The 24,035-nt window shown below is 43.2% G+C and carries 19 protein-coding genes and 1 pseudogene; 9 read left to right on the top strand and 11 right to left on the bottom strand.

Annotation, left to right across the window (positions count from 1 at the left end):
* Window positions 1-53 precede the first annotated feature (53 nt).
* Window positions 54-1,082 carry a DUF3549 family protein gene (locus tag B1L02_RS04665; protein WP_088530117.1) on the top strand — a complete coding sequence of 343 codons (1,029 nt, stop codon included), beginning with the start codon at window positions 54-56 and terminating at the stop codon, window positions 1,080-1,082.
* Window positions 1,083-1,388 (top strand): DUF3301 domain-containing protein, encoded by a 306-nt coding sequence (locus B1L02_RS04660; RefSeq protein WP_088530116.1) that lies wholly within the window; start codon window positions 1,083-1,085, stop codon window positions 1,386-1,388. It begins immediately after the preceding gene.
* A 75-nt stretch (window positions 1,389-1,463) separates the two neighbouring features.
* Here the strand turns inward: B1L02_RS04660 and B1L02_RS04655 are convergent.
* Together B1L02_RS04655 and B1L02_RS04650 are read right to left on the bottom strand one after the other, a co-directional pair.
* Window positions 1,464-1,810: pseudogene (locus tag B1L02_RS04655) on the bottom strand (DUF805 domain-containing protein).
* 913 nt (window positions 1,811-2,723) lie between these two features.
* Window positions 2,724-3,356, bottom strand: a complete 633-nt coding sequence (locus B1L02_RS04650; protein ID WP_088530115.1) for a GNAT family N-acetyltransferase — start codon at window positions 3,354-3,356, stop codon at window positions 2,724-2,726.
* 276 nt (window positions 3,357-3,632) lie between these two features.
* Between B1L02_RS04650 and B1L02_RS04645 the strand changes: the two genes are divergently transcribed.
* From B1L02_RS04645 to B1L02_RS04635, 3 genes are all read left to right on the top strand, one after another.
* Window positions 3,633-3,860 carry a DUF2789 domain-containing protein gene (locus B1L02_RS04645; RefSeq protein ID WP_088530114.1) on the top strand — a complete coding sequence of 76 codons (228 nt, stop codon included), beginning with the start codon at window positions 3,633-3,635 and terminating at the stop codon, window positions 3,858-3,860.
* A 71-nt stretch (window positions 3,861-3,931) separates the two neighbouring features.
* Complete coding sequence (locus tag B1L02_RS04640; RefSeq protein WP_088530113.1) at window positions 3,932-4,192, top strand: hypothetical protein; 261 nt, start codon at window positions 3,932-3,934, stop codon at window positions 4,190-4,192.
* A complete protein-coding gene (locus B1L02_RS04635; RefSeq protein ID WP_088530112.1) occupies window positions 4,192-4,965 on the top strand; it encodes a Zn-ribbon-containing protein in 774 nt (257 codons plus the stop codon). Before B1L02_RS04640 ends, B1L02_RS04635 begins: the two co-directional genes overlap by 1 nt.
* An 18-nt stretch (window positions 4,966-4,983) precedes the next feature.
* Here the strand turns inward: B1L02_RS04635 and syd are convergent, their stop codons facing one another.
* A complete protein-coding gene (gene syd / locus B1L02_RS04630) occupies window positions 4,984-5,535 on the bottom strand; it encodes a SecY-interacting protein (protein WP_088530111.1) in 552 nt (183 codons plus the stop codon).
* Window positions 5,536-5,659: 124 nt separating this feature from the next.
* Between syd and queF the strand changes: the two genes are divergently transcribed.
* Window positions 5,660-6,505, top strand: a complete 846-nt coding sequence (gene queF, locus B1L02_RS04625) for an NADPH-dependent 7-cyano-7-deazaguanine reductase QueF (protein WP_088532241.1) — start codon at window positions 5,660-5,662, stop codon at window positions 6,503-6,505.
* A gap of 55 nt (window positions 6,506-6,560) precedes the next feature.
* Here queF and B1L02_RS04620 read toward each other — a convergent pair whose 3' ends face one another.
* From B1L02_RS04620 to B1L02_RS04605, 4 genes are read right to left on the bottom strand one after another with little or no spacing between them, the layout of a single operon-like run.
* Window positions 6,561-7,427, bottom strand: a complete 867-nt coding sequence (locus tag B1L02_RS04620) for a peptidylprolyl isomerase (RefSeq protein WP_088530110.1) — start codon at window positions 7,425-7,427, stop codon at window positions 6,561-6,563.
* 2 nt (window positions 7,428-7,429) lie between these two features.
* Entirely contained in the window at window positions 7,430-8,251 is an 822-nt protein-coding gene (locus B1L02_RS04615; protein WP_088530109.1) for a transporter substrate-binding domain-containing protein, read from the bottom strand.
* Window positions 8,248-11,907, bottom strand: coding sequence for a translocation/assembly module TamB domain-containing protein (locus tag B1L02_RS04610; RefSeq protein WP_088530108.1), 3,660 nt, complete (start codon window positions 11,905-11,907; stop codon window positions 8,248-8,250). Before B1L02_RS04610 ends, B1L02_RS04615 begins: the two co-directional genes overlap by 4 nt.
* On the bottom strand, window positions 11,907-13,643 hold the full coding sequence (locus B1L02_RS04605; RefSeq protein ID WP_088530107.1) for an autotransporter assembly complex protein TamA: 1,737 nt from the start codon (window positions 13,641-13,643) through the stop codon (window positions 11,907-11,909). The genes B1L02_RS04610 and B1L02_RS04605 overlap by 1 nt, the downstream gene beginning before the upstream one ends.
* Window positions 13,644-13,882: 239 nt before the next feature.
* Between B1L02_RS04605 and B1L02_RS04600 the strand changes: the two genes are divergently transcribed.
* Window positions 13,883-14,215 carry a ribonuclease E inhibitor RraB gene (locus B1L02_RS04600; protein WP_039496902.1) on the top strand — a complete coding sequence of 111 codons (333 nt, stop codon included), beginning with the start codon at window positions 13,883-13,885 and terminating at the stop codon, window positions 14,213-14,215.
* A 15-nt stretch (window positions 14,216-14,230) separates the two neighbouring features.
* Here B1L02_RS04600 and B1L02_RS04595 read toward each other — a convergent pair whose 3' ends face one another.
* The 3 genes from B1L02_RS04595 to pyrC all read right to left on the bottom strand — a co-directional run bounded on the left by B1L02_RS04595 (window position 14,231) and on the right by pyrC (window position 17,597).
* The gene (locus B1L02_RS04595) at window positions 14,231-15,973 is read right to left on the bottom strand and encodes a DEAD/DEAH box helicase (RefSeq protein WP_088530106.1); all 1,743 of its coding nucleotides are present in this window, start codon (window positions 15,971-15,973) and stop codon (window positions 14,231-14,233) included.
* Between the two features lie 113 nt (window positions 15,974-16,086).
* Window positions 16,087-16,392, bottom strand: coding sequence for an H-NS family nucleoid-associated regulatory protein (locus B1L02_RS04590; protein ID WP_088530105.1), 306 nt, complete (start codon window positions 16,390-16,392; stop codon window positions 16,087-16,089).
* 167 nt (window positions 16,393-16,559) lie between these two features.
* Complete coding sequence (gene pyrC / locus B1L02_RS04585) at window positions 16,560-17,597, bottom strand: dihydroorotase (RefSeq protein ID WP_088530104.1); 1,038 nt, start codon at window positions 17,595-17,597, stop codon at window positions 16,560-16,562.
* A gap of 185 nt (window positions 17,598-17,782) precedes the next feature.
* Between pyrC and B1L02_RS04580 the strand changes: the two genes are divergently transcribed.
* The gene (locus B1L02_RS04580) at window positions 17,783-20,143 is read left to right on the top strand and encodes an EAL domain-containing protein (protein ID WP_088530103.1); all 2,361 of its coding nucleotides are present in this window, start codon (window positions 17,783-17,785) and stop codon (window positions 20,141-20,143) included.
* Window positions 20,144-20,506: 363 nt separating this feature from the next.
* On the opposite strand, the gene metE is transcribed toward B1L02_RS04580, so the two are convergent.
* Window positions 20,507-22,783, bottom strand: a complete 2,277-nt coding sequence (metE, locus tag B1L02_RS04570; protein ID WP_088530101.1) for a 5-methyltetrahydropteroyltriglutamate--homocysteine S-methyltransferase — start codon at window positions 22,781-22,783, stop codon at window positions 20,507-20,509.
* Between the two features lie 289 nt (window positions 22,784-23,072).
* On the opposite strand from metE, the gene B1L02_RS04565 reads away from it, so the two are divergent.
* Window positions 23,073-23,960: a LysR substrate-binding domain-containing protein gene (locus tag B1L02_RS04565; RefSeq protein WP_088530100.1), complete on the top strand. Its 888-nt coding sequence runs from the start codon at window positions 23,073-23,075 to the stop codon at window positions 23,958-23,960.
* Window positions 23,961-24,035: the final 75 nt, after the last annotated feature.

The raw sequence follows: 24,035 nt of genomic DNA, 5'->3' as shown, positions 1-24,035 counted from the left end.
AAAAGTAGCTATAATTGCCGATATTGAAAATAGAAGTAACATATAGAGCATTCATGACAGCGCAAATTTCAACTTTAGGTGAATTACTAACAAACGCCGGTACGCAGTGGCGGGTCTATGATATGGGTCGACGTATCACAAAAATAGACAAGAAGCAGTTTGCGCAAATTGAGAATACTCAAGTCCCTTATCCCTATCCACTTGGCGGTCATGCCATTATGGCGATTCAATTTTGGGATAATGAGGCAACCGTTGATCCTTATGTGTGGTTTTTAAAGTTTCCATTAGATGAGCAAAGCAAACTTATTATCGCCAGCCGTGACCATTTTGCCTCCATGGTACTCGAAGCATTAGGTACACAACTTACGGGTGAAGCCGCTCAAGGAAAACTCGATAACAACCCTTATGTCTTCACGCCAAACGCAAACAAATTAGCTGCATTCAATGCTCTATTAAAACGTGAACTTAATCGCCCTGCTTCTCAATATTACGAGCACGCCGAACTCTACTTTTCTGGCAAGCTTGGATTCGAACGCTGGCAAGAAATAGCGCTACAAGGTATTGCTGACTTTGCCTTGCGTCTAGATCATGGTCATAACGCGAGCAACCTACAACAGGCTTGGTCTGTGTTGCCAGCAGAAGTTAAAACCCCATTAGCCGCCATGCTTGAACACGTTACAGTCTCGACATCACAAACCGAAGACTTTTTAGCCGCTTTAACCCACGCATGCCAACAGCAAAATAAGGACGCCGTAGTCACTAATTTGCGCGCGATGTCGGGAAGTCACGCGCTTGGCCTCATCGCGCAAGCAGTAGACTTCATATTAGCATCCGAGTTGGCGTCAGATGCAGATTGTTTACTCACTATTGCAGGGCGTGCTTGGGAGACACTAACCGACCAACAAAGGCTCTTTACCTATATGGAAAAAGCCGCTGAGAATAATCAAATCGATGGACTTTTCAGCAGTATTTTCGCAGACTTAGTTGCAATACCTATGTTACGCCCACATGTTTTAGGGATTATTAGAGCAGAAAATCGCAGTGAAACTCTGTCTCGTGCAATTGGAAGGTTATTTTCGTAAATGACAACGCTTTGGCTTTTTATCATCGTTTCATCTGTTATCGCGCTATTTTGGTATAGCCGCCAGATCGCAGAAGCGGCAAATAGGCATGCACAGCATCAAGCTGAAAGTTTGCAGGTGCAACTGCTAAGCGTTGCCTGTAGTAAGCGCCGTTTTGGGGTATTAAAAGATGGTAAGCTTGGAATAAAAAGCCAGTTTATATTTGAGTTTAGTTCAGATGGCGAGTCAGCCTATCAAGGTAAGCTTTACTTAGAAAATGAACGATTAGTCAAAAAAGAATTGCCTGCTTATAAAATCGCGAGTTAATCCGGTGAGTGTGAAAGTAGGCACTTAAATTCATATGAATACAAGTACCTACTCTGAATTTATAGTACGACTATTTTAAACATACCCTTTGACGCTTGGTCCGTAATCGTTATCACCAATCTCACTATCCATGGTAGTGAAATATATCATCACTAATAAACCGACAATAGGCACAAAGCTCACTAGCAGCCACCAGCCCGAGCGTCCAGTGTCGTGAAGACGACGAATAGATACGGCAACCGTCGGTACTAGAACCGTCAAATAATAGATACCTGTCAAAAACAGGTTCCAAAAAGCCCGTCGACAATACCAATTGCAAAGCCTATCAACGCATTTATCAAGATAAACATCCAGTATTCTTTGCGCCTTGAACGTCCACTAAAATCAGAATACCTTTTTAAAACGGTTAGATACCATTCCATTTCTTTTTCCTTAGTTATTTATTGCGCCAACACCGTGCACTAAAAAATAAGACTAAAATGAGATTGGAATAATCTAGCAATGAGATCGAAAGGTAATTATGAAACTGCAAGCGGAGAGTTTTGAAAACTTCAACTAAGTTACTAGGAAAATAAATATCAAATTTACAAACGCCACAAAAAACTAAGGCGCTAGCCTATCTGCTGCGCCTCAATCCTGACGATTATCCCAAGAGGTATCCAATCCTCTGCTTTACAACCCAAAAGCAATCCGCCAATTCTTCTTCCCTGAACGGGTATGTACTCCGACCTACCCGAATCCCATCCTTGTGTCATCCATTAACACTTCCAGTGCATCTCCATTTTAGCCCCTTGGCCTCCACTTCGCTTCCCGCGCTCCTATGCCATCTTGGCTCCGCTTCACATAATCCCTATGTGCTCCCTATACATTGTTACGTCCGATGTAACCCATCCTCTTCGCAATCATCCAGATTGCGCTCCTTCATCCTAGAGCCTTGCTCGTCCCTATTTACTCTTCCTTGCTCCACTACGCTTCCCGCGCTCCTAGACACTCCATGTGTCTCCTTATCCCTAGTGAAGCTCCGCTTCACACTCGCTTCCTCGAGTTCCTGATCTTCCTTGCCCTATGCAATACATCCTTCTCTTGTTGTCAAATTCCTTATCCTTTGACGCTGAGCTCCTGCTCTTGTGTTTCCTTACATTGTTAAGTTTACGGGGATTGAGCACTTTTGTTAGATAGCTCGGAACAATCTTTTTCTTGTCATTTAAAAGAAAAACAAAGTAACTCCTTTAAAAACAACATTATAACTAAAAAAAACACTACAAATTCGGTACTACAAAGCGCCTTAACCCACATTCTCGTACGAGATCTCTTACATGGTAATTTCCATTGTTGCTATTTGCTCTTAAATAACAATGTGCCCTCTACCGAGCTAAACGCCATATTTTTTAGGATTTGGTAACCGTGACCCGCAAAAAACTGCGCTTGTTCCGGCTTAGTAATAAATACTGCCATCCCTTTCGTTTCTTCACTTTGTGCAATTAAATCATCAAGTGCAGTGAGTAAATAATGGCCATAACCAAGCCCTTGGACATGTGGATCAACGGCAATTAGGGATAAAAAGTGACATGGTTCTTGCGTTTGCAACGCTTGTCTAATCGACTTCTCTTTATCGATAAGCTGCTGAGTTTGCAAATATCCTGCACTCATCATAAGCCGTAATCGCCAATGCCACTGGCGGTTCGCATCCAATTCATCGCCATTTGCAATAACACATGCTACTGCAACCAATCTATCTTGGTGATATAACCCAACCATCGGCTGGCCCGTTTGGCCAAACGCTGATAGCTCTTCTCGTATTAAGGCCCTGAGTTTTTTTTCAAAGATTGCTTCTTGTTTTGCCTCCAATACCTGCTTGAGTAGCGGATCATCATGGTAAGCCTGATACAGCACACTCGCGGCTACGTTGATATCTTCTGGATTTAAATATCTAACTATTAGTTCATGTTGAGAAGTTTCTACTGACATCACGGTTCCTTATTGTTATAAGCCCAAGATTCTGATAATCATGCCGAAATACTACTTAATATCAAAACCTAAGAATTTTTTCTGTGTACTTTAATAATTTACTGCTACTCGCTTGTGATAGATATTGATACAAGTCACAATTTATTCAGTCGTGGGCAGGTATATTTATCCTCGCATTAGTCGTTTTGGTTTTTATCGATGACGACTTGCTAAAGGTTTTACAACCACCTTTACTATAGTTAGTGAGTAAAATTCAAGCAAACGAGGGAGAACGAAATGGATACTAGTCGCCACACGATGAGTACTTTATTTGCCCAGCTAGGGCTGGACAACAATCCACAAGCGATCGAAGGGTTCGTCAAACAGCACCGCCTACCTGACGATATGCTTTTGAGCCAAGCACCATTTTGGAATGAAGGACAACGTCACTTTATTGAAGAATCACTAAAAGAAGACGCCGATTGGAGTGAAATCATTGACGAACTCGATGCGATGTTAAGATAACTAAAGCAATCGCTCCTTACGTAACTTGGTGCTATGATCTACGCCTATGATTAAGGCGTTTAGGAACCCCTATGCACCCTGCCGTTGCCAGAGCTATCAAAAAATTAGTCGATAGTGGAAAGACTCCAACCGTCGCGCTAACAAAAAGTAAATTAACTCAAAGCGTCGCAATGCCAGACATTATCTCAGGCATTGCCGCGTACAAACAAGACCCTACTTGTATCGATCACTATCAAGAGGTTGAAGAGGTCGTCAAAGCAAGTTCACAAAGCCAATTAGATAGAATTGAAGCTAAGCTTGATAGGCTCATTGCATTATTGGAGAAGTCGTAGTGTTTGTTGTCGACTTAACTTTTGATTGCTATGAGGAAACCACCTTGGATGCTGCCGAGCAGGCTATTAATCGTGTGGTTAATGCACTGCGCTTTAATGGTCAAATCATTGGTGACGAATTTCCAACTGTACTTAAAGATGGCTATTTCGTTACTCGCGTGATGTGTCCTGAAGAGGACGCTTTGCATCCATTAAACCATAGCCCTTTTGTGAAGTTTGCGATTGATCAGCTACAGCAGTCTGGCTTGCTTGCACCTAAGGTCAAAATTTTTGGCCAGGATATACATGCCAACAGCGCAGATGCTTGTCATGAGCCATCAAGCTACATTCTCTACACCACTTATGTACACACTTGCAGTCCGTTGTATTGTGGCGACGACTTTTTACCAGTGCCTTTATATAAGATCCCTGCCATTGCCAATGGTGATTACAAAGCACTGATCAAATGGAAAGAAGATTGGCAAGCCTGCGATCAAATACAGATCAATGGTGCAACTCGCTGCGAATTTGCTGCACTAGAGGAAATTTCCAGTACTAGCAGCGATTTGTTTAGACGTGGCATGGAGTTGAGCAAACGTATCCGCTATCTTACGAAAAAACCAGTTTACTATTATTTGTATCGAGTTGGCGGAGAAAACCTCGCTGCAGAAAAAGCAAGAAAATGCCCAAGCTGTCAGGGAGACTGGCTGCTTGAGGAGCCTTGGTTCGGCCTCTTCGACTTCCGCTGTGAAACTTGTCAGTTGGTCTCGAATATTTCGTGGGACTTTCAATAAGGAGCGCAAGCTCCTTAGCTATATTGGGTAGTTGACGGTCAGTTTTTCCACAAACTCTGCGATAGAATCAGCCAGAACATGATGCTGCTTCTTACCGACAAATTCTAACCCAACTTGGCCTGTCGTTACATCGACCGACACCAATAAGTCGTCTGCTTCTGTTAAGCCAATAAATACGGTTTCAGGTTGTTTGAGCCTGCGCTTCATTAAAATATGGCCGGTAATATTTTGCTGCAAGCGCTCGAAGTCATCTTCGTTCCACGCTTGCAGTAACTCAATTTGCTTGTCTTCAATAAATGCCACGATATTGCCGGCAAAAAAATTACCGTACAGCCCGTTCAATCCCTCTGGAAATTGCGTTTCCAACGCTTTGGCTAAATCATTTAGATGTCCCGCTGGAGAGCGTTCTACCGCTAACCACTTTATCTCGTTGAGCTTGTTCGGTTCACCCTGTTCACATGGGCTCGGCCAACTTTCATCGTGCTCGGTACTCGGTAAATCTTTAAAGATCTGTTGATGATAATCTACATGGGCTTGATGCAAGCGCGCCATATTAACGGACTGAGTCATATTGAAGCTCTCTTCATTTTTCACCGCGCGCTTAATACTTGTTTCATTTAATTAAGCAAATTACTATTAATCCCGAGGTGAACATTCGTTATAATGACCGCATTGTAACGAGATTTGAATGAACATGACAGACTACAGTAACTCGCCAGAGCTGCAATCTTCTGTGCTTGGTAAAACCACAGAATATGCCAGTGTTTATACGCCAGGCCTATTGCACCCAATTGCACGTAAACTCAATCGTGACCAAATCAATGTCGATGAGTCCGCCTTACCATTCAAAGGTGAAGATACTTGGACGGGCTATGAATTGTCTTGGCTTAATAACAAGGGCAAGCCTCAAGTTGCCGTTGCCACTTTTGTGTTTCCTTGCCAAAGCTCACATATCATTGAGTCAAAATCGTTCAAACTTTACTTGAACAGCTTTAACCAAAGTCGCTTTGATACAATGGAAACCGTGCGTCAAACGCTAGCTGCGGACCTTTCCACAGCATCAAATAGTCAAGTTAGCGTCACATTGTTCGGCGCAGGCGAATTCGATTGTATTCCTTTCTCACGCCTCCCTGGTGAGTGTATCGACGAGTTGGATATTGAAGTTGATACCTACACACCAAATAGTGACTTACTACAACTTGCCTCTAATGACGTGGTTGAAGAGACGCTTCACAGTCACTTACTCAAGTCAAATTGCCTAATCACTTCACAGCCAGACTGGGCAAGCGTGGTGATAAGTTATCGTGGTAAGCAAATCGACCGAGAAGCGCTACTTAAGTACCTAATCTCTTTTCGCGACCACAACGAGTTCCATGAGCAATGTGTGGAGCGTATTTATTGTGAGCTTTGGCGCACCTTTAATCTTGAAAAATTATCGGTGTATGCGCGCTATACTCGCCGTGGCGGATTAGACATCAATCCATATCGTTCGAGTGAACAAGATCAAACTCCGTATGCGGTAAGAACTAACCGACAGTAAAACGTAAAAAAGCCATGTTCTCACATGGCTTTTTATCACATCTAAGTATTACTATTTATTCCCCTGTCGCGTCTTCCATTTCAACAGGGACGGGAACTGAACATACATCGGTGTGATTTGGTGTATCAACAAACCAATCTCCCGATCTATTTTTACGCGCAGCAATTAGCGACTCAAAAATCGGCGTATTTGTCTTCAGCTTTTTAAACGAAGGCGCACCTTTTACATCAGCAAGCACCGTAACACCTTTGATAACATTGAACGCTTGTCCAGCAACAGGTTTACGATCTAGGTGCTGAACATGCTCCATTCCCGATAACAACTGTCCAAACACGGTAGTGTTTTTGTCTAGGTATCGCTGCGGCGTCAACGTGATGTAAAACTCGGTACCACCACTGTTAATATCGTTGGTTCTGGCCATGGCAAACGAACCAACGCAGTGCGTCATCCAGGTTTTGGTTCCAGCATCATTTTGTCCTACGGCAAAACCATTTAAAAACCCGGTACGTGGCGCGTAGCCATCCACAGCATCTAGCGATGTGATCTTCAAGGTTGATTCTGTGCTATGAAAAAACTCGGCGGCAATCGCTTTTTTTCCTTTTTGCGGCATTTTCTTGTCCGACATATCGCCGCCTTGGGCCACAAAGTTTTCCACAAACCGATACATACTCAAGTTTGTGTAAAACCCCTCTCGCGCTAACGCTTTAATATTTGCCACATGATTAGGCGCAAGTTCAGGGTTAAGCGCGATATAGACCGGTCCTGTTTGTAGTTCTATTTTAAGAATATTTTCAGGGTTCAGCTGCTGCCAGTCGCTGCTTTTGGCCTCAGCAACGACTTCCGATGGTGACTTTGTATCAGGTTTTGCTAAGACAGGGGATGTGCTTATGGCAAGCGCAATAAGTAGTAAGGTTTTTTTCATTATTATTTTCCTTGTTTATACCAATAAAATGGCACCTCCAACGGCGCACTGGGTGGCAGGTTTGGATTGTCTAATTCTATGACTGTTTTGTTTTTAAGATCTAGCTTTTCAAGACGAGCGGAAAAGTGTTTTAAGAATAACGCCTCAAATCGGCCATCTTGTAATGCGCTTTTGAGGCCTTTCTCAATTTGGCTGTGGAGCAACTGATTGTCGTGAGAAACAAAAAAGTATACCGCCGAAGGGTAGTAAAACACCACGTGCTGATCTGCGACCAAGTCCGTGTCACTCAGGGCAGCTTCAATACTCACTAAATCGCTTGGCAACACATCAAAACGTTTTTTCAACAACATGTCGTAACCACTGTCTTCCTGTGAGAAAGAAGTCACACTGAGGCCGTTACGCTCAAAAATCTGATGATCTGGCCAATCTCTGCGTAAACCAAAAGTAACTCGGCGCAAGTCGCCAATGTAGCGTACTCCACTCAGTAAGGCTTGATTATGTTTGTGTACTAAAGGAATGCGATAACCCAAAATCCCTTTCACTAGGGGAATGCGAATTGCGCTCGCGGCCTTTTCGCGCTGTGAGTTAGTCACTAACCAACTGACATCCAGCCCCCCTTTTTCTCCAAGTAGGCGCACCGCTCTGTCTTGAGAAGGAATACTTCTCACTGATACGAGCCTCGCTGACTCTATCTGGGATGACAAACTCAAAGTAAGCAGCTCTATAATGTACGGATCAGCACCTGCGCTGATTCTAATTTCCGTTGTTTCTTGTGCTTTGAGAGGAAATATCACAAAACCTAGAGCGAGCCAGAGCAGTTTCATTTGTCATCCCAATCAAACTTGTATAAGAAGTCTATACTGTTGTACAAACCGCTCGTGGCTTCAACATAAAACTTCGAAAAAACACGATAACGCAGTGCAATTTCATTAATAGACTCAAATACCCCAACACGATAACTGACCTGAACATTGGGGGTGATATAGCCTGACACCTCAACTTGTGTATCATCACCACTACCTTTAGCTGATAGGTTAACATCCGAAAGTCCAAGCGATTCACCCGCTTTGCTAAAGAAGCCTTCACTGCGGTCAATTCCCTGTGAGAGTAAAAACTGCGTGAGTAGCGCATTGTTAGAAGTTTCAGACTCCCCTAGAGGCTGGCCGTTAAGTAGGTATGATAGTGCCTTGGCTTGGTCCATTGCAGGCTCTGAAAACACAGTCAAACGCGGCTTAGCAATATTGCCTGTAAGCTCAACACCGGCTATCACATCATTGGCAGTTGTCGCTGGATTACGAATAGCTCGAATGTTCAAATAAGGTTTATCTAGTGCGCCATTAAAGCCAATCTGTCCGGTACGGATCAACAAATCTTGGCCAAATGCGCGATATTTTCCCTCTCTCAATTGCAACTCTCCCGTTGCCAGCATTGGCGACTCAACTTGCTTATCAATTTCAATTGCGCCGGTAACAAAACTATCTAGTCCTAACGCCTTCACCCTAAAGTTATCTTTAACGGTCAGTTTTAAATCTATTTCATGCTGAATCGGCACCGACATCTGCTTTTGCACTTTGGCATCAACAATGACTTCATCGTCGCTCGGCGAGGTGACCCCCTCAGGCAGAGATTCAATGTTTACTCGACCAAACGGCACCACAATTTCTCCAAGAACACGCGCAATCTTATCTTTATAAGCGAGCGTTAAGTCCGGGCTAGCGGTTAGTTCAATTTGCGAGTCTGGTTGCACATAAATATTTTCGCCCTTTATTTTGACTTCAGCAGAGAGCTCTGGCGACCAATAGGCTTCGCCTGTTAGTGCTACTTTGCCACCTTTTGCTGCCGTTAACTCAGCCTCTAGCTGAGCGGAAGTGGTATTAAAATCAAGATTTATGTGACCTTTATCGATTTCCACAGGCAAAGAGTCAGAGGACATAAATAGGCGTTGAGCGGTTAGCTTACCGTTGACTTCTGGGGCTGCGAGGCTACCTGAAATATTAATATCCCCTAACATCTCCCCTTGCAGATCAAAACTTTGTTCCGTTACTCGGTTAAGTAACGCTGACAATTTAGCCAGTTCAATTGACTCTATTTTTACGTTACCAGCTAACTGGGGCGATTGCTTATCTAGGGGCACTCGCGTATCACCGCTGAACTTACCTAAGGTATCGGATGTCATGCGCCAATCAGCGTGGATTTGCTCGTTATTAGTTTTTAGTAACGCGTTGAATTCTGAAATTGAAAATGTTTGCCCATGAGTCGTAACGCCAGCATCGATAATGTTCAGCTCGCCATCGGCTCGCATTACTCGGCCATTTTGCCACGCAAGTTTGGCCACGGCCTGAGTTTCACCTGTTACTTTGAGCTCCGCTGGCAACCAGGTTTGTAGTTTAGCAAGTGCCAACTTCTCCAGTTTAACATCGGCCTGTCCTTGTCTGCCTTTTTGCTCGGCAGCGAAACACAAATCGGTATCATCCATCTGCCAACACTGTTTTGCAATGCGTTGACTGACATCACTGATCACGATTGCAGCAGGATTTTGCAATGCAATCGTTTGCCCTTGAGAGGTTACCTCACCAGACGAAAGCTCTCCCTGCCAAGTTGACTGTTGCATCTTGCCATTGACTTCAAAACTTGCGACCACTCGCTTATCACGAATATCCAATGTCGCGTTATGTTGCTGCTGGTTGCCTTTCACAGCTAAACGAATGTCTTCAACCATTTCAGAGTCAACAATTAAACGCTCTAGTGCCAGTTTCATTTGCCCAGTCACTTCATTGGCAATATCAACCGTGCCTTTCGTCGTTAAGCCATGTAGTGCTATATTCTGGTAGCGCACAGAATCAAACTTAATATCGGTCTGAATACTCGGCTTGAGGTGGTCACCCTGAATAAAAATTTCACCACTGCCCTTTAAGTCAGCTGGAATAAGCGTATTTGCCGCCTGCTCAAACTGAAAGTCAATATCGAGGTCTAAATGCTGACCAAGCTCACCGCTTACCGTCATGTTATTTTTGCCATAATTAAAGCGTGCATGGCTAAACTCACCTAGCAGGCTCTCATCCACAACGACCTTAACGTCCGCAGTAAGTGGTGTACCCGCCACTTTGCCATCGAGCTTAAAGTGCTCAACATTAACCTGCCACTTCTCGCCCTTACTCACAAAATCAAGCGCGAACCGCCCTGCCAACATATCGTTCTCTGTCAGGCCTGCATCGTATTGAACTAGTCCTAGCAGTCTATCGATTGGTAGCTGAGAAAAGTCCCCGTTAACTTTGCCCTTCACCCCTTGCGACCAGTTCACTTGTCCTGCTATTTGCGCTTGCGCTTTTTCAAGCTGAAGCTTTGCTTTAGCAAGTGTAAACGCTTGTAGTCCACCTTGCCCTTCAAGTGTCGCGGTGACATCACCAAATTGCACTGTATTAACAGCGATTGAGCCTGACAAGTGGTATTTTGAGGCATCCCCGCTCAAGCCGAGTGTGGCGCCTTTTAAAGTCGTGGGCTCTGAAGGAATAACTAATTTATCTATTTGACCCTGTAACTCAAAAGGCCAGTTTGTCGCTGTCAAATCCGCATGGGCTTGCAGTTTTGCAAACGCCATTCCCTCACTATTCAAAGTAAGCTTAAGATCGTGAGGGCGACCCGTCAGCGTTAAACTGGCTAACCCCTGTGGCGCACTCAAGGTTGACCTCAGATCAATAGTCCAGTCATTAAGCGTGACGTTTGCCGCTGCCGATACAAACCACTCATGATAGTTAAACTGAACCTGCTCCACGTTGACATTGTCATCCAATTCAACATGGGAGAGCTTAATATTTTCAAGCGTCTGCTCATCTACAGCAAGCGTGTTAATCTTTAACTCGCCGAGCACAGCAGTTAGCGGCAAATCTATCTTAGGTAATTGGAGTGGCGCTAATGCATCAAGTGGTGCTGGCGATTTTGCAGGCATTGGTTTTTCAGTTGCCTTTGTGGTCAACTTTACGCTGTCTAACAGCAAAAAAGGGACTCTAAAGTGTGAACCAGAACCTGAAAGCTGCGTGTCTAAGCCTTGCAATTGCACTGCAATATCCGGCGTTTCCAACGAAAACTGCTGAACTTGCGCACGTTTTAATGCAATTGGCAGTGGTAATTCAACTTGGCCACTTTCCGTAGTTTCCTCTTCGCTGACACTTTTCTGCTTTTGTACAATCGCTATCGTTTTTGCGTCTAGCGCAATGCAAACACTCGCACAGGTCAACCACTCAACAGTGACTTTGGTGTCTCTAAGGCGAATATCCATATCCTCATCGTGATAGCGTAGCGTTAGATTCGCGCCAGATAATAAGCGCTTGTCTAAGCTATCGATTGCTAACCCTGAAACCGTTTTATTCGCTACCCAAACCAGCAACTGTTGCCCAGGCAAGGTAAAACATAAACAAACCAAAAGTAAAAATAGGCTAATAATGGCAGTAATGATTTTGATTCTTAAGCTTCTGAACTGCATTAGATTTCAGGTCCTATAACAATACTGAGACGGGTGCTTTTACTTTCTTTGGTCAACCCCCAAGCATGGTCGAGCCGGATTGGGCCAACGGGGGTTAAATAACGAAAACCAAACCCAGCCCCAACTTCCCAAGCGTCCGAGAAATCGTTCGTTGCAGTACCCGCATCAACAAACAAAGCGGCTCGCCAACTTGGATGGAATTGATAGTTATATTCCACTGTGCCAGTGGCTAAATATCTGCCACCAAGTATGCGCCCTTCGTCATCGCGAGGACCGATAGATTCATAGGCAAAACCACGGATACTTTGATCTCCCCCTGCAAGGAAACGATGGGTAAACGGAATTTGGTCAATATCCTTTGTCACGATCGCCCCTAAGTCTAAGCGACCAAAAAACAAGTGCTTGGTTTCAAAGCTTCTTAGCCATTCATTGTTCCATCTCACTTTCAACATATTTGCAGACGATAGTACCGAATCTGCTGCGGCTTCAATGGAGATCAGGCGCTCATTCCCCCAGTAAGGTAGCGCGCCACCTTTACTTTCTTTCTTTAAGTAGCTAATGCCTGGGATCAACATTTCCGTGCGTTGTTTTTCGCCTAACTGTTCTGTGGTTTCATGTTCACGTTTCAAAAACGCCGTTCTCACCCACTCGTCATCCGTTAGCCATTGTCGCTGTACCTGTACGTTCCAAATCCGACTGTTGATCCCTTCCGTTACTTCATCCTGCACTTTATAGCCGCCTAACACACGCCACAAATCGTCGTTAGGATTGTCTACTGGAATGGTATAACTGGCAGTGATATCTTGTTGCTTTTGCGATAGCCTCAGATTGGACTCAAAGGAATGGCCATCCTCGGTGATCCAGGGTTTAGTCCACTTAAAACGGGTTTTTGCACCCACATCATCACTGTAGCCAGCACCCACTTCAAAGCTATTTGCGGGTTTGTCTTCAACACTCACTCGAACTGGGATCTGATCGCTCGTCCGGTCCTTTAACAGCGGATAAACCTTTATCGCACTAAAATAAGGGGTGGCATTTAAAGACAGATTAAAGTCAGACAAGAGGCTCGCTTCAAACGGCTGCCCTTTCGAAAATGGGCTTAGCGAACGTATATAGTTAGCCGCTTTGGTGTTTCCCTCAATAGCAAGGTCGCCAAATTGATATCGTTTACCAGTGTTGAGCAGCAGCCGCACGCCAGCATAGCGATTCGCTTTGTGAACAAGCAATTTGGACTCTTGCCATTGATAATCAAAATATCCAAGTTCTAGTAGCTCGCTTTCAAAGCGACTTTTCGTTGCCTGATAATCACTATGATTGACTTGCTTGCCAACTTGGATCGGTACATCTTTGATAAGCGAAACTAAATCCGCATTGTCCCTACCTGCACCCACAAGCTCAATATTAATATCTTTCCATTTCAGTGGTGCTTCAAGTTTGACTTCGGCTATGACGTTTTGCCCTTCTACACTGAGTTGAATATCAAAATGATAATAACCTAAAGCATGCAGAGCGCGACGTATGTCCGCACGCACCTCTTTCATCACCCGAGGAACTTTTGGCTTACCCTTATAAGATTTTAAAAAACCAGTGATGTTGTCTTCTACGTCGCCGTTTTCGACTTTGACTTCAATGCTGGAGATTTTTACTGATGCAGGACGAGACTCAGCACCTGCGTTAAACGAGGAAAAGCAGCATAAAAAAAGCGCTAGTGTTAAACAAGAGAAGTACGGCTTCATTAAAATAAAACGACCTAAATATCGCGACTTATGGGCATCGATAACGCCATTGTGCTTGTGAAAATGGATACTGTAAAACGACTTTTCAGAGAAAGTGTAATTTTACTGAGCTTAAGCTGAACATAGGGTGTATTTTGTTGTAACGCAGTGGGTTTTATCGCACATTTATTTACATTCATCCTTTTTATTTTCTTGCAGATGACGGACAATAGCAGCAATTGAACCTGCAGAGTGAAATTATGCAATTCCCAAATGATGATAACGGTGAGCTTCTAGCTGAAATTGCCGCTGCTGGCGTTGATCTGACGCAAATGCAGAATATCGATTTTTATATTCTTTTTGAGCAAGCTGATGACGCTAAGCGCTTCATTGGCGCGATTGAGAAAGACGAATTAGCACCGAAAACCCAGTTACAACAATGTCCTGACACAGGCGTTTGGGAAGTGATCACCACGGTGACTATGGTCCCGATGCACGAGCTACTGAGTCAGACTGAGCAATACCTAGAAAGCATAGCCAATGGTTATGAAGGATATGGTGATGGCTGGGGCTTAATGGCCTCGGAAGAATAAACCGCCACAGAAAGGCTAACTTTTGTCAGCCTTTCTGTAGCTTCCTTGGTAATCAAACAGCTTTTCAGAAACCTGCCAACCAAACTTCTTATGCAATTTAGCAATCACAAAATCTGGTGCAATCAAGTCAGCATCTACCACGTCTTCAGCAGACTGCCATTTCGCAGGTACCGATGTAGACTTGCGCCGCTTTGCAAATTGCTGATGGAATATAAATAAACTCTTTTGATTAGAAAAGTCATAGACTTCACTGCAACTTGCACCATCCTCATCAAAGTAAGTGACTTTTAATTTATTGCCACTGACTACCTCGCTACATAGCCCGCTGCAACGCAGTACCATTGCATGTTTTAAATTCAGTGCCGCGCGGAGTTTATCATCTGGGTCTGCCATTATCCCACCGCACTGATGGCATTGCCTTGCAGCAATATCATTTTCTGCTCCACACTGCTCACATTCTTTAAACTTAAAACGATAGTCACATTGCTGTGAGTGACCATCATCATCTTCAAGCAATCCCTGACAACGCCTGCCAAAATGCTCAATAAGCTTGCCTTGCTCGTCTACCTTGCCCCAGAAAATATTGGCAAAACCACAACCAGGACAAAGCACCTGTATTGGCTCGCTGTCTGAGTTTGGCTTTTTGCTCCCCACTTCAGGAGCAAATAAGTCAAAGTCGTTGCCCGCATAGTCAATGACAAAGCAATCTTCTTTGTTTTCGTCTAGCCTAAGTCCTCTGCCTACTATCTGCTGATAAAGACTAACGGACTCCGTGGGTCTCAAGATAGCGATGACATCGACATGGGGGGCGTCAAACCCGGTGGTCAGCACAGAAACATTAACTAAATACTTAATTTCCCTATTTTTGAATTGGACGATAAGTGCATCTCTCACGGCAGATTTGGTTTCACCCGTTATCAGCGCACTATTTTGCTCAGGTAAATAGCCGAGAATTTCTTTTGCATGCATAACCGTCGCGGCAAAAATCATTACGCCTACCCTATTTTCACTGAGCTCCAATAAGTGAGTGATAATGCTCTTTGTTGCACGAGTTTGAGCTTGTAATAATGTATTCATGTCAGATTCTGAATAACGCCCAAATGAATCTGTACTTAAACTAGAAAAATCATAGTTCTCAACGGCCGGATCAATTTTATTAGGCGGTGTAAGATACGAATTTTTTATCATATATCTAAGTGGTAATTCATAAATACACTGCTTAAATGGTGACTCTGCTTTCCCTCTAACAAAACCATGATAATGCTTATGATATATCCACCCCATACCCAGGCGGTAAGGTGTTGCTGTTAAACCCAGTAACTTTAGTTCAGGATTAAATTGGGCCAATTGATTTAAAATTTGCTGATACTGACTATTATCTTCACCACTCACTCGGTGACATTCGTCAATGATAACTAATGAATAAAATTGATTAAGTTGTGACAAATTTCGAGACAATGACTGCACACTGGCAAAAGTCACTTGATGCTGCAACGACTTTTCTTTTAAACCCGCAGAGAAGATACTTGCTTGTAATCCATAGCTTTTATATTTTTTTGCATTTTGCTCTACAAGTTCTTTAACATGAGTCAACACTAATATTTTGTGCTTCGCAAGCCTTGCAAGCTCTGCAATGACCAAGCTCTTTCCGGCCCCAGTAGGCAAAACGATGACGGCTGAGTCACTAGATTTGCGAAAGTGCGCCAGTGTATTTTGTACCGCTTCTTGTTGATAAGGTCTTAAAACGTAAATAAGCACCTCAGGATATAAATAATTAAGTCAAAAAAGGCGTATCCATAAGATACGCCTTTTATTTAGGCTATTTAAACAAAGGCTATTCAATACTGAACTGCCTTTGTAATAAAGTATTGTTAGATTAGATAATCATCAAGGTTAACATCTTGAAATACTTTAGGTGTTTTACCACGACCAGTCCATTCAATTACCTCACCGTCTTTTTCGATACGGTATTTTGCTTTTACTTTAGAACGGCGGTCAGCAGCGGCATTGCCAACTAAATCATCAAGCGTAAGTCCTTTTTCTTTCAGCATAGCCAATACTTCTTCTTTAGCTTGCTGTTGTTCCTTTTGCTCACCCAGTGCTTTTTGGATAAGCTCTAACGCTTTTTCTAAATCACCGTAGCTTGCATTTTTAATAAAAGACTTGATCTCACGCATTGATACTCTCTCAATTAAGCTTAGTTTTAATATTTATATTGAATACTATATTAAAATTAATAAAAAACAAATTGTATTCTATGAATTTTAAATTTGTTACGGAAAAAGCGCCATAATGGCGCTTTTTAGTTGGAATTAAGAAGATTTAATTACATTTTGTTTAAATCTCATTCAACTTTCCAATCAATTGTCGACCCCGCTTTAATCGGAACAACCGTTCCGTCACCTAATTTGTATGAATCAGGTACTTGCCAAGGAGACTTGGTCAACGTAATGGTATCCGTATTGCGCGGTAGGTCATAAAAGTCCGGACCAAAGTGACTAGCAAAGCCTTCTAATTTATCAAGCGCATCAGCGTCTTCAAATGCTTCCGCATATAGCTCAATTGCGGCATGTGCAGTGTATGCACCGGCACAGCCACATGCGGCTTCTTTTTTATCTTTCGCATGAGGGGCAGAGTCTGTACCTAAGAAGAATTTTTTACTTCCGCTGGTCGCCGCTTCAATTAACGCTTGTTGATGCGTATTACGCTTTAAGATGGGTAAGCAATAATAGTGAGGGCGAATGCCACCTGCCAACATATGATTACGGTTATAAAGCAAATGATGAGCTGTGATAGTTGCAGCAACGTTGTCAGGCGCTTGATTAACAAAGTCAACAGCGTCTTTTGTTGTGATATGTTCAAGTACAATTTTTAACGTTGGGAAGTTATCAACGACTTTGGATAGTTTCGTCTCAAGGAAGACTTTTTCTCTATCAAAGATATCAATAGAAGAGTCCGTCACTTCACCATGCACCAGTAGCAACATGCCAACTTCCTGCATCGCCTCCAGTGCTGGATATACATTTTCAATATCCGTTACACCCGACGCGGAGTTTGTCGTCGCACCAGCTGGATACAACTTAGCAGCAACGATATGACCGGTTGCTTTCGCTTTTTTGATTTCTTCAGGAGTAGTGTTATCCGTAAGGTACAACACCATTAAAGGCTGAAAGTTACCTTGAGGATTAGCGGCCATAATACGGTCACGATAAGCCAGAGCGGTCTCTGTGCAAGTCGCTGGTGGTACTAGGTTTGGCATGATAATCGCGCGTCCCATGTAGCGACTGATATCTCTTACCGTATCGACCAATACCTCACCATCACGTAGGTGCACATGCCAATCATCTGGTCGTGTAATCGTTAGCGTTTGTTTGCTCGTCATTGCTCTCTTCCACTGCTGAATTTGCCCGATCATAGGCTGCACATAGGTGTTAGTAAAGTTTTTCAGGCCAAACGCAGATTATTTCACTTTGTATGTTTACTTTTAGCATGTGTCCATTTTCCACAATATTGGTAAATATGTACAATTTAAGTTAACTTAGTAGCATCTTTTCATGAGAAATATGTATGCTGTCTGAGAACCAAAAATTAGAATCAAAAACTGAGCAGCTTAGCATCATCAACCAGTTTTCTTCGTCGCTGCTGCATCTAACCAAACTTGACGAATTATTCGAATACGTTACGACACAGGTCGTCAATCGACTGGGATTTGTTGATTGTGTAATATATCTCGCCGATCCTTACCAAGAATACCTAGAGGTTGCTGCAAGTATGGGGGTTTCCCATGCTAATGGTGATTATCGTGTTGAACAAACCAAGATAAAGATTGGCTTGGGTATTACCGGGCAAGTCGCCACAACTAGAGAGCCGTTTATTTCTGGAAACGTTGCCTCTCATCCCATGTATATTGCGGACTTGCGACCAGCCATGTCAGAACTCTGTGTACCACTTGAGTATGACGGTCACTTAATCGGTGTTATTGACTGTGAGCATCCAGAAGCTGATTATTTTTCCTCCGCGCATTTACAAATATTATCGACGGTCGCACATTTACTCAGTGCCAAAATCCATCAACTACGAACCTTAGAAAACCTACAAACTACTATTGCCCAGCTGAACCAAGCGCAGAATTTAGAAAAGTCTCTCCTTAAAATTGCGAACATCACTTACCGTTTTGAGAACCTTGAAGCTTTTTATGATGACTTATATAAAATCATTGCCTCTCAGCTTTGCGCCGAGAACTTCTTTATCGGACTGTACGATACTCAACAGGATATTTTAGAGATCGATTATTTGATTGAGGGAGGCGAAAAATGTAACGCCCACCAAAAGGTATCAAAAGATCAGATTAAGCATACTGCATCCTACTATATTCTGAAAAATCAACGACCACTGCTGTGTGATAACGATCAATTTAGAAAGCACGTTGCTCAAGGTGATTTTAAGATGGTAGGTCGCTCACCACGTTCTTGGTTAGGTGTACCCTTTTTGGTTAATGATCAATATCAGGGCGTGATTGTGCTGCAGAGCTACAATAACGACCAAGCTTTCGTGAATCATGATTTATCTATTTTGACTTATATAAGTCGTCAAGTCAGCATGGCCATAGACCGGCAGCTTTCACGACAAGCGCTAGAGCATCGAGCCTTACACGACGATTTAACGGGTCTTGCCAACCGCTATTTATTATTAGAGCGGATCAAACATGCCATTTTGAGGCTAGCACGAATCGTGTCCTCTAATTTGCACTGCCTGATCTATCTCGATTTAGACAGATTTAAGAGCATTAATGACTCACTTGGTCACGATGTTGGCGACCATTTCTTAATTGCTATTGTCGAGATGATAAATGGCTGTATTCGCAAAACCGACACCTTTGCGCGGCTCGGAGGGGATGAGTTTGCGATTTTTATGGAAAATGTCCAAGACAAGCAACAAGTCACACTGCTACTTGATAGGATCACTACCGCCATAACCAAACCGCTTCATATAGATGGTCATGTTTTGCAAGCTTCTGGCAGTATTGGCGTTGCGTTTACTGATAACGAGTCCGATAGCGCAATTAATTTACTGCAGCAAGCGGATGCCGCCATGTACGAAGCTAAATCTTTGGGTCGGGGTCAGATCTGCTATTTTAACAATGCCATGCGTAAACGCTTAAAACAGCAAGCCGATATTGAAAATGATCTGCAGCATGGTATCAAAAATAACGAATTTGCACTGTATTATCAGCCGATATTTTCTCTAACGACTGGCGCTATTGTTAGCTTTGAAGCCCTCGTCCGTTGGTTTCACCCCAAAAATGGTCTCGTTTCTCCAGATGCGTTTATTCCGATTGCAGAGCAAACCGGACAGATCATCGAGCTTGACTTACATTTATTGGAATTAGCAGCCAAACAACTCAAACGTTGGAAAGATCAAAAGCTGCCAACGACTCGTGTTACGGTAAATGTTTCATCTCGACATTTCGCAAGTTTAGAATTCGTAGATACGATCCAGCAGCTTTATCATCGTTATGAACTTCCCCCTGGATCTTTATGTTTGGAAATCACAGAATCTGGATTGATAGCAAACTTAGCCCTCGCAACCAAAATTATTCAAGGATTAGAATCCCTAGGAGTAAAACTCTACCTAGATGATTTTGGCACGGGTTACTCTGCTTTAGGCTATTTACATCAGCTACCGATCCATCTGCTTAAAATTGATAAGAGCTTTATTGACCAACTAACTGAAAGAGAAAACCCCTTAGTAGATGCTATTTTGAAGCTTGCACAATCACTTAATCTGACAGTTGTCGCTGAAGGTATCGAGCTCGAAACACAGTGGCAGCTATTAAAGCAAAAAGGCTGCCAATTTGGTCAAGGTTATATTGTTTCTCAGCCATTAGCCGCAGATCAAGCGATGGCATTTTTACTGAGTAGAAACTAGGGCCTGTTTATCTTTCAAGTTTATTTTTGCAGCAGTTTGATTGGTATTTATACAAGGCAGAGCCTGCGTAGCATAGTTGTTCTATGTGAGTCTGGCGATAAAGACTTTGTGCTCCTGCAAAGTCACCTTACCCCACATCCTTGTGGGGCAACACAGAAGAAATGCCAATCAAGCGCTGCCCTTTGGGTTCACCTGAGTGCGCTTTGTTCATTGTTGCTCAACTTTTGCCTAGATTACTAGGCGGCAAGTCGAGCGTCGCGATCAAAACACACTCAGAAGAACAAAAATCAAACAGTAAAGGTCAACAGGCCCTAGCAAATACCTCATTGCATAAAAACAATGAGGTATTTGGACTGGTTTGAATTAACCTCCCGCAAATTCGCTTCTTAGCTCCTTAGTTGCTATCACCATATTCTCAAGTGCAGCTTGAGTTTCCGGCCAATCCCGGGTTTTTAGTCCACAATCAGGGTTCACCCATAATCTTTCTACAGGGATTTTCTTCGCGGCTTTGTGAATTAGATCTTTTATCCATGCCACCTCAGGTACGTTTGGCGTGTGAATGTCATAAACACCAGGCCCTATATCATTGGGGTAATCAAAGTCTTCAAAGGCGTCGAGTAACACCATATTTGAACGTGACGTTTCAATCGTGATCACGTCCGCATCCATATCTGCAATGGCAGCGATAATATCGTTAAACTCCGAATAGCACATATGAGTATGGACTTGTGTTTCATCCTTAACGCCGCTTGCAGACACCCTAAACGCATATGCAGCCCACTCTAAGTAAGTTTGCCACTGACTGGTTTTGAGTGGCATCCCTTCTCTAAATGCTGGTTCATCGATTTGGATCACCTTAATCCCTGCATTTTGCAAATCCACCACTTCATCTCTCAGTGCTAAAGCTATTTGATTCGCGATGCTCGGCTTGTCTAAGTCATCTCTGACAAACGACCAAAATAAAATAGTCACAGGCCCTGTAAGCATACCCTTCATCGGTTTTTTGGTTAAGCTTTGCGCATAGCATGTCCAATTAACTGTCATTGGCGCTGCACGCGAGACATCACCCCAGATCACGGGGGGTTTTACACAGCGCGAGCCATAACTTTGCACCCAACCAAACTGAGTAAAGGCAAAGCCTTCAAGTAACTCACCAAAATACTCGACCATGTCATTGCGCTCTGCTTCACCATGTACAAGCACATCTAAGTTAAGCGCCTCTTGTGCTTCAACGGCATAACGGATCTCTGCTTCCATCTGGTTTTGATAAGCATCAACACTCAAAGTACCCGCTTTATAATCACGCCGCGCCTTACGAATCGCTTGGGTCTGTGGGAAGGAGCCAATCGTTGTGGTTGGCAATAAAGGTAGATTTAGCGACTGTGTTTGTTTTTTGATTCTGGTTGCAAATTCGCTATTGCGTTGACCGTCTTTTGCTGTGAGCGCAGAAACACGCTGTTGTACCTTACTGTTATTCACCCGAGTAGAGGTCAAACGCGCTTTTACAGGCTTGGAATACTCGACCAACTGGGTAACATCACGCTGCTCCAATGCACCTTTCAATAATGCCAACTCTTGCCCTTTTTGCTTGGCAAATGCGAGCCAAGACTTTAACTCACTATCAAGCTTTTGCTCTTGATCTAAATCGACTGGCGTATGTAACAATGAGCATGAAGGAGCAAGCCACAGTTTATTGCCGCGGCGCTCATGAACCTCAACAAGTAGCTGATACACATCTTCGAGATCCGAGCGCCAAATGTTACGGCCATTAACAATCCCAAGGGACAATACGCTTTCTTGCCCAACCACCTCCTCTAACGTAGCAAAGTCGTAGTTTGCCGTTACGCAGTCAAAATGCACTCCCTCCACCGGGTAAGACTGGATATCTTCAAAATGCGCTTGCACTGAGTCAAAATAACTGGCCAACAATACCTTTACTCCTTGGCCGCTTAACGCATCAAAACTCCTACGTAGCGCATTGCGATAAGCATCATCGATTTCCAATGCTAAAATAGGTTCATCAACTTGTACCCATTCAACGCCTTGCTCTGCAAGCTTTGCAAGTACCTGCTGATATACGATCAATAACTTATCTAATAAAACTAATTTATCAAACTCTTGACCAACGCATTTAGCTAAGTAGAGATAGGTTACGGGGCCGACCAATACGGCTTTTGCTTGGTAGCCAAGTGATAGCGCTTCCTCTACTTGAGTAAATAACTCCGTCCAAGTCAGAGCAAACTCCTGTGTTTGCGTTAACTCTGGGACAATGTAATGGTAATTAGTATTGAACCATTTCGTCATTTCACTTGCAGCACAAGCACATCCGCTAGGGGCTCGCCCCCTGCCAACCCTAAACAAAGTATCGAGATTTACCGACGCTTTATCTTTGTGACGACTAGGAATAGCGCCGACAAGTAATGAAATATTCAATACGTGGTCATACCAAGCAAAATCGCCGACTGGGATAAGGTCAACACCAGCGTCAGCTTGCAATGCCCAATTCTCTGCGCGAATACGCTTTCCTTCCGCGATTAACTCGTCTTGTGTTAAGTCGCCTGACCAATAGCGTTCTACTGCAAATTTAAGTTCACGTTTTTTGCCTACGCGTGGAAAACCCAAGTTGTGTGTCAATGACATGATTTAATTCCGTCTAGATGTATGGATGTCCAAAATATAATTCTGATGTTCACAAACAACAATTGATGCTTTCTCAGATCCCACATGAATAAAATTAAATTGTAATTTTTTGCAAAATTTTTACAGAAGTAGTGACAACGCTGTCATTTTTAGTGTTATAGTGGATTAGTGAATTTTTGAACAATTCGCTATAGGTATTTAGACGTCTAGACATTGATAATAACTAAATAGAATCGTAATATTGAGTAAAGCTGAGATTTGCTCACTTAAAATATGAGAACTGTTGATAATGATTGATATAAAGCACCTAAAGACTATCTCCACCTTGAAAGAAACTGGTTCTCTTGTGAATACAGCGCGAGAGCTATTCCTGACTCAATCTGCTTTATCTCATCAGATCAAAGATCTTGAAAGCAAACTCGACTGCCAACTCTTTGAGCGCAAAACGCAACCAGTACGTTTTACCCCTCAAGGGATGTTGCTGTTAGAACTCGCCAACGACGTGCTACCTAAAGTAGAAGCAACAAAATGTCGTTTGAAGGAAAGCCTTAACCAGCCTATCTCACAACTCAGATTAAGCGTTGAATGTCATGCTTGTTTTCACTGGTTGCTACCAACAATTAAAGAATTCAATACCTTTTGGCCTGACATTAAAGTCGATTACGAACGAGGTTTTAGCTACGATGCGATCCCTGACCTTATTGAAGATGAGCTAGACTTAGTGCTTACCTCGGACATTCGTGAGCCAGAGCAGTTGGAATACGCGCATCTTTTTGACTTTAAACTAAAGTTAATCGTTGCACCAGATCACGAACTGGCCAAGAAGGCCTACGTCACAGCTCTCGACCTAAAAGATGAAACGATCATCTCTTACCCCATTCCTCGTGAACGTCAGGACATATTTAAGCACTTTATTCAAAATGCACGTTTTGATGGAACGCTGAAAACTGTCGATCAAGGTTTATTAATCTTCCAACTAGTCAGCGCGGGTATGGGTGTTGCAGCATTACCGGACTGGTTGGTCACACCTTATGAAAGCCAAGGGCTCATTAAATCTATTCCTCTAGGCGCGCTTGGGCTAAATCGTCCAATGTATTTAGCAATGAAGAAAAATATGAAAGACAACCCTGTCTATCGTCATTTCCTCAATACTTGCCGTAAAACCACTGCTAGATAATTCACAGGGCTCTTTTTTGAGCCCTAACTGCGTTAAAAATTTCTTATTTAGAACAACCAAATAGCAAAATTTTTG

The organism is Pseudoalteromonas piscicida, from assembly GCF_002208135.1.
Classification (GTDB): Bacteria; Pseudomonadota; Gammaproteobacteria; order Enterobacterales; family Alteromonadaceae; genus Pseudoalteromonas; species Pseudoalteromonas piscicida_A.
Note: the sequence above shows the minus strand (reverse complement) of the source record. Positions and strands in the feature narration are given on the sequence as shown.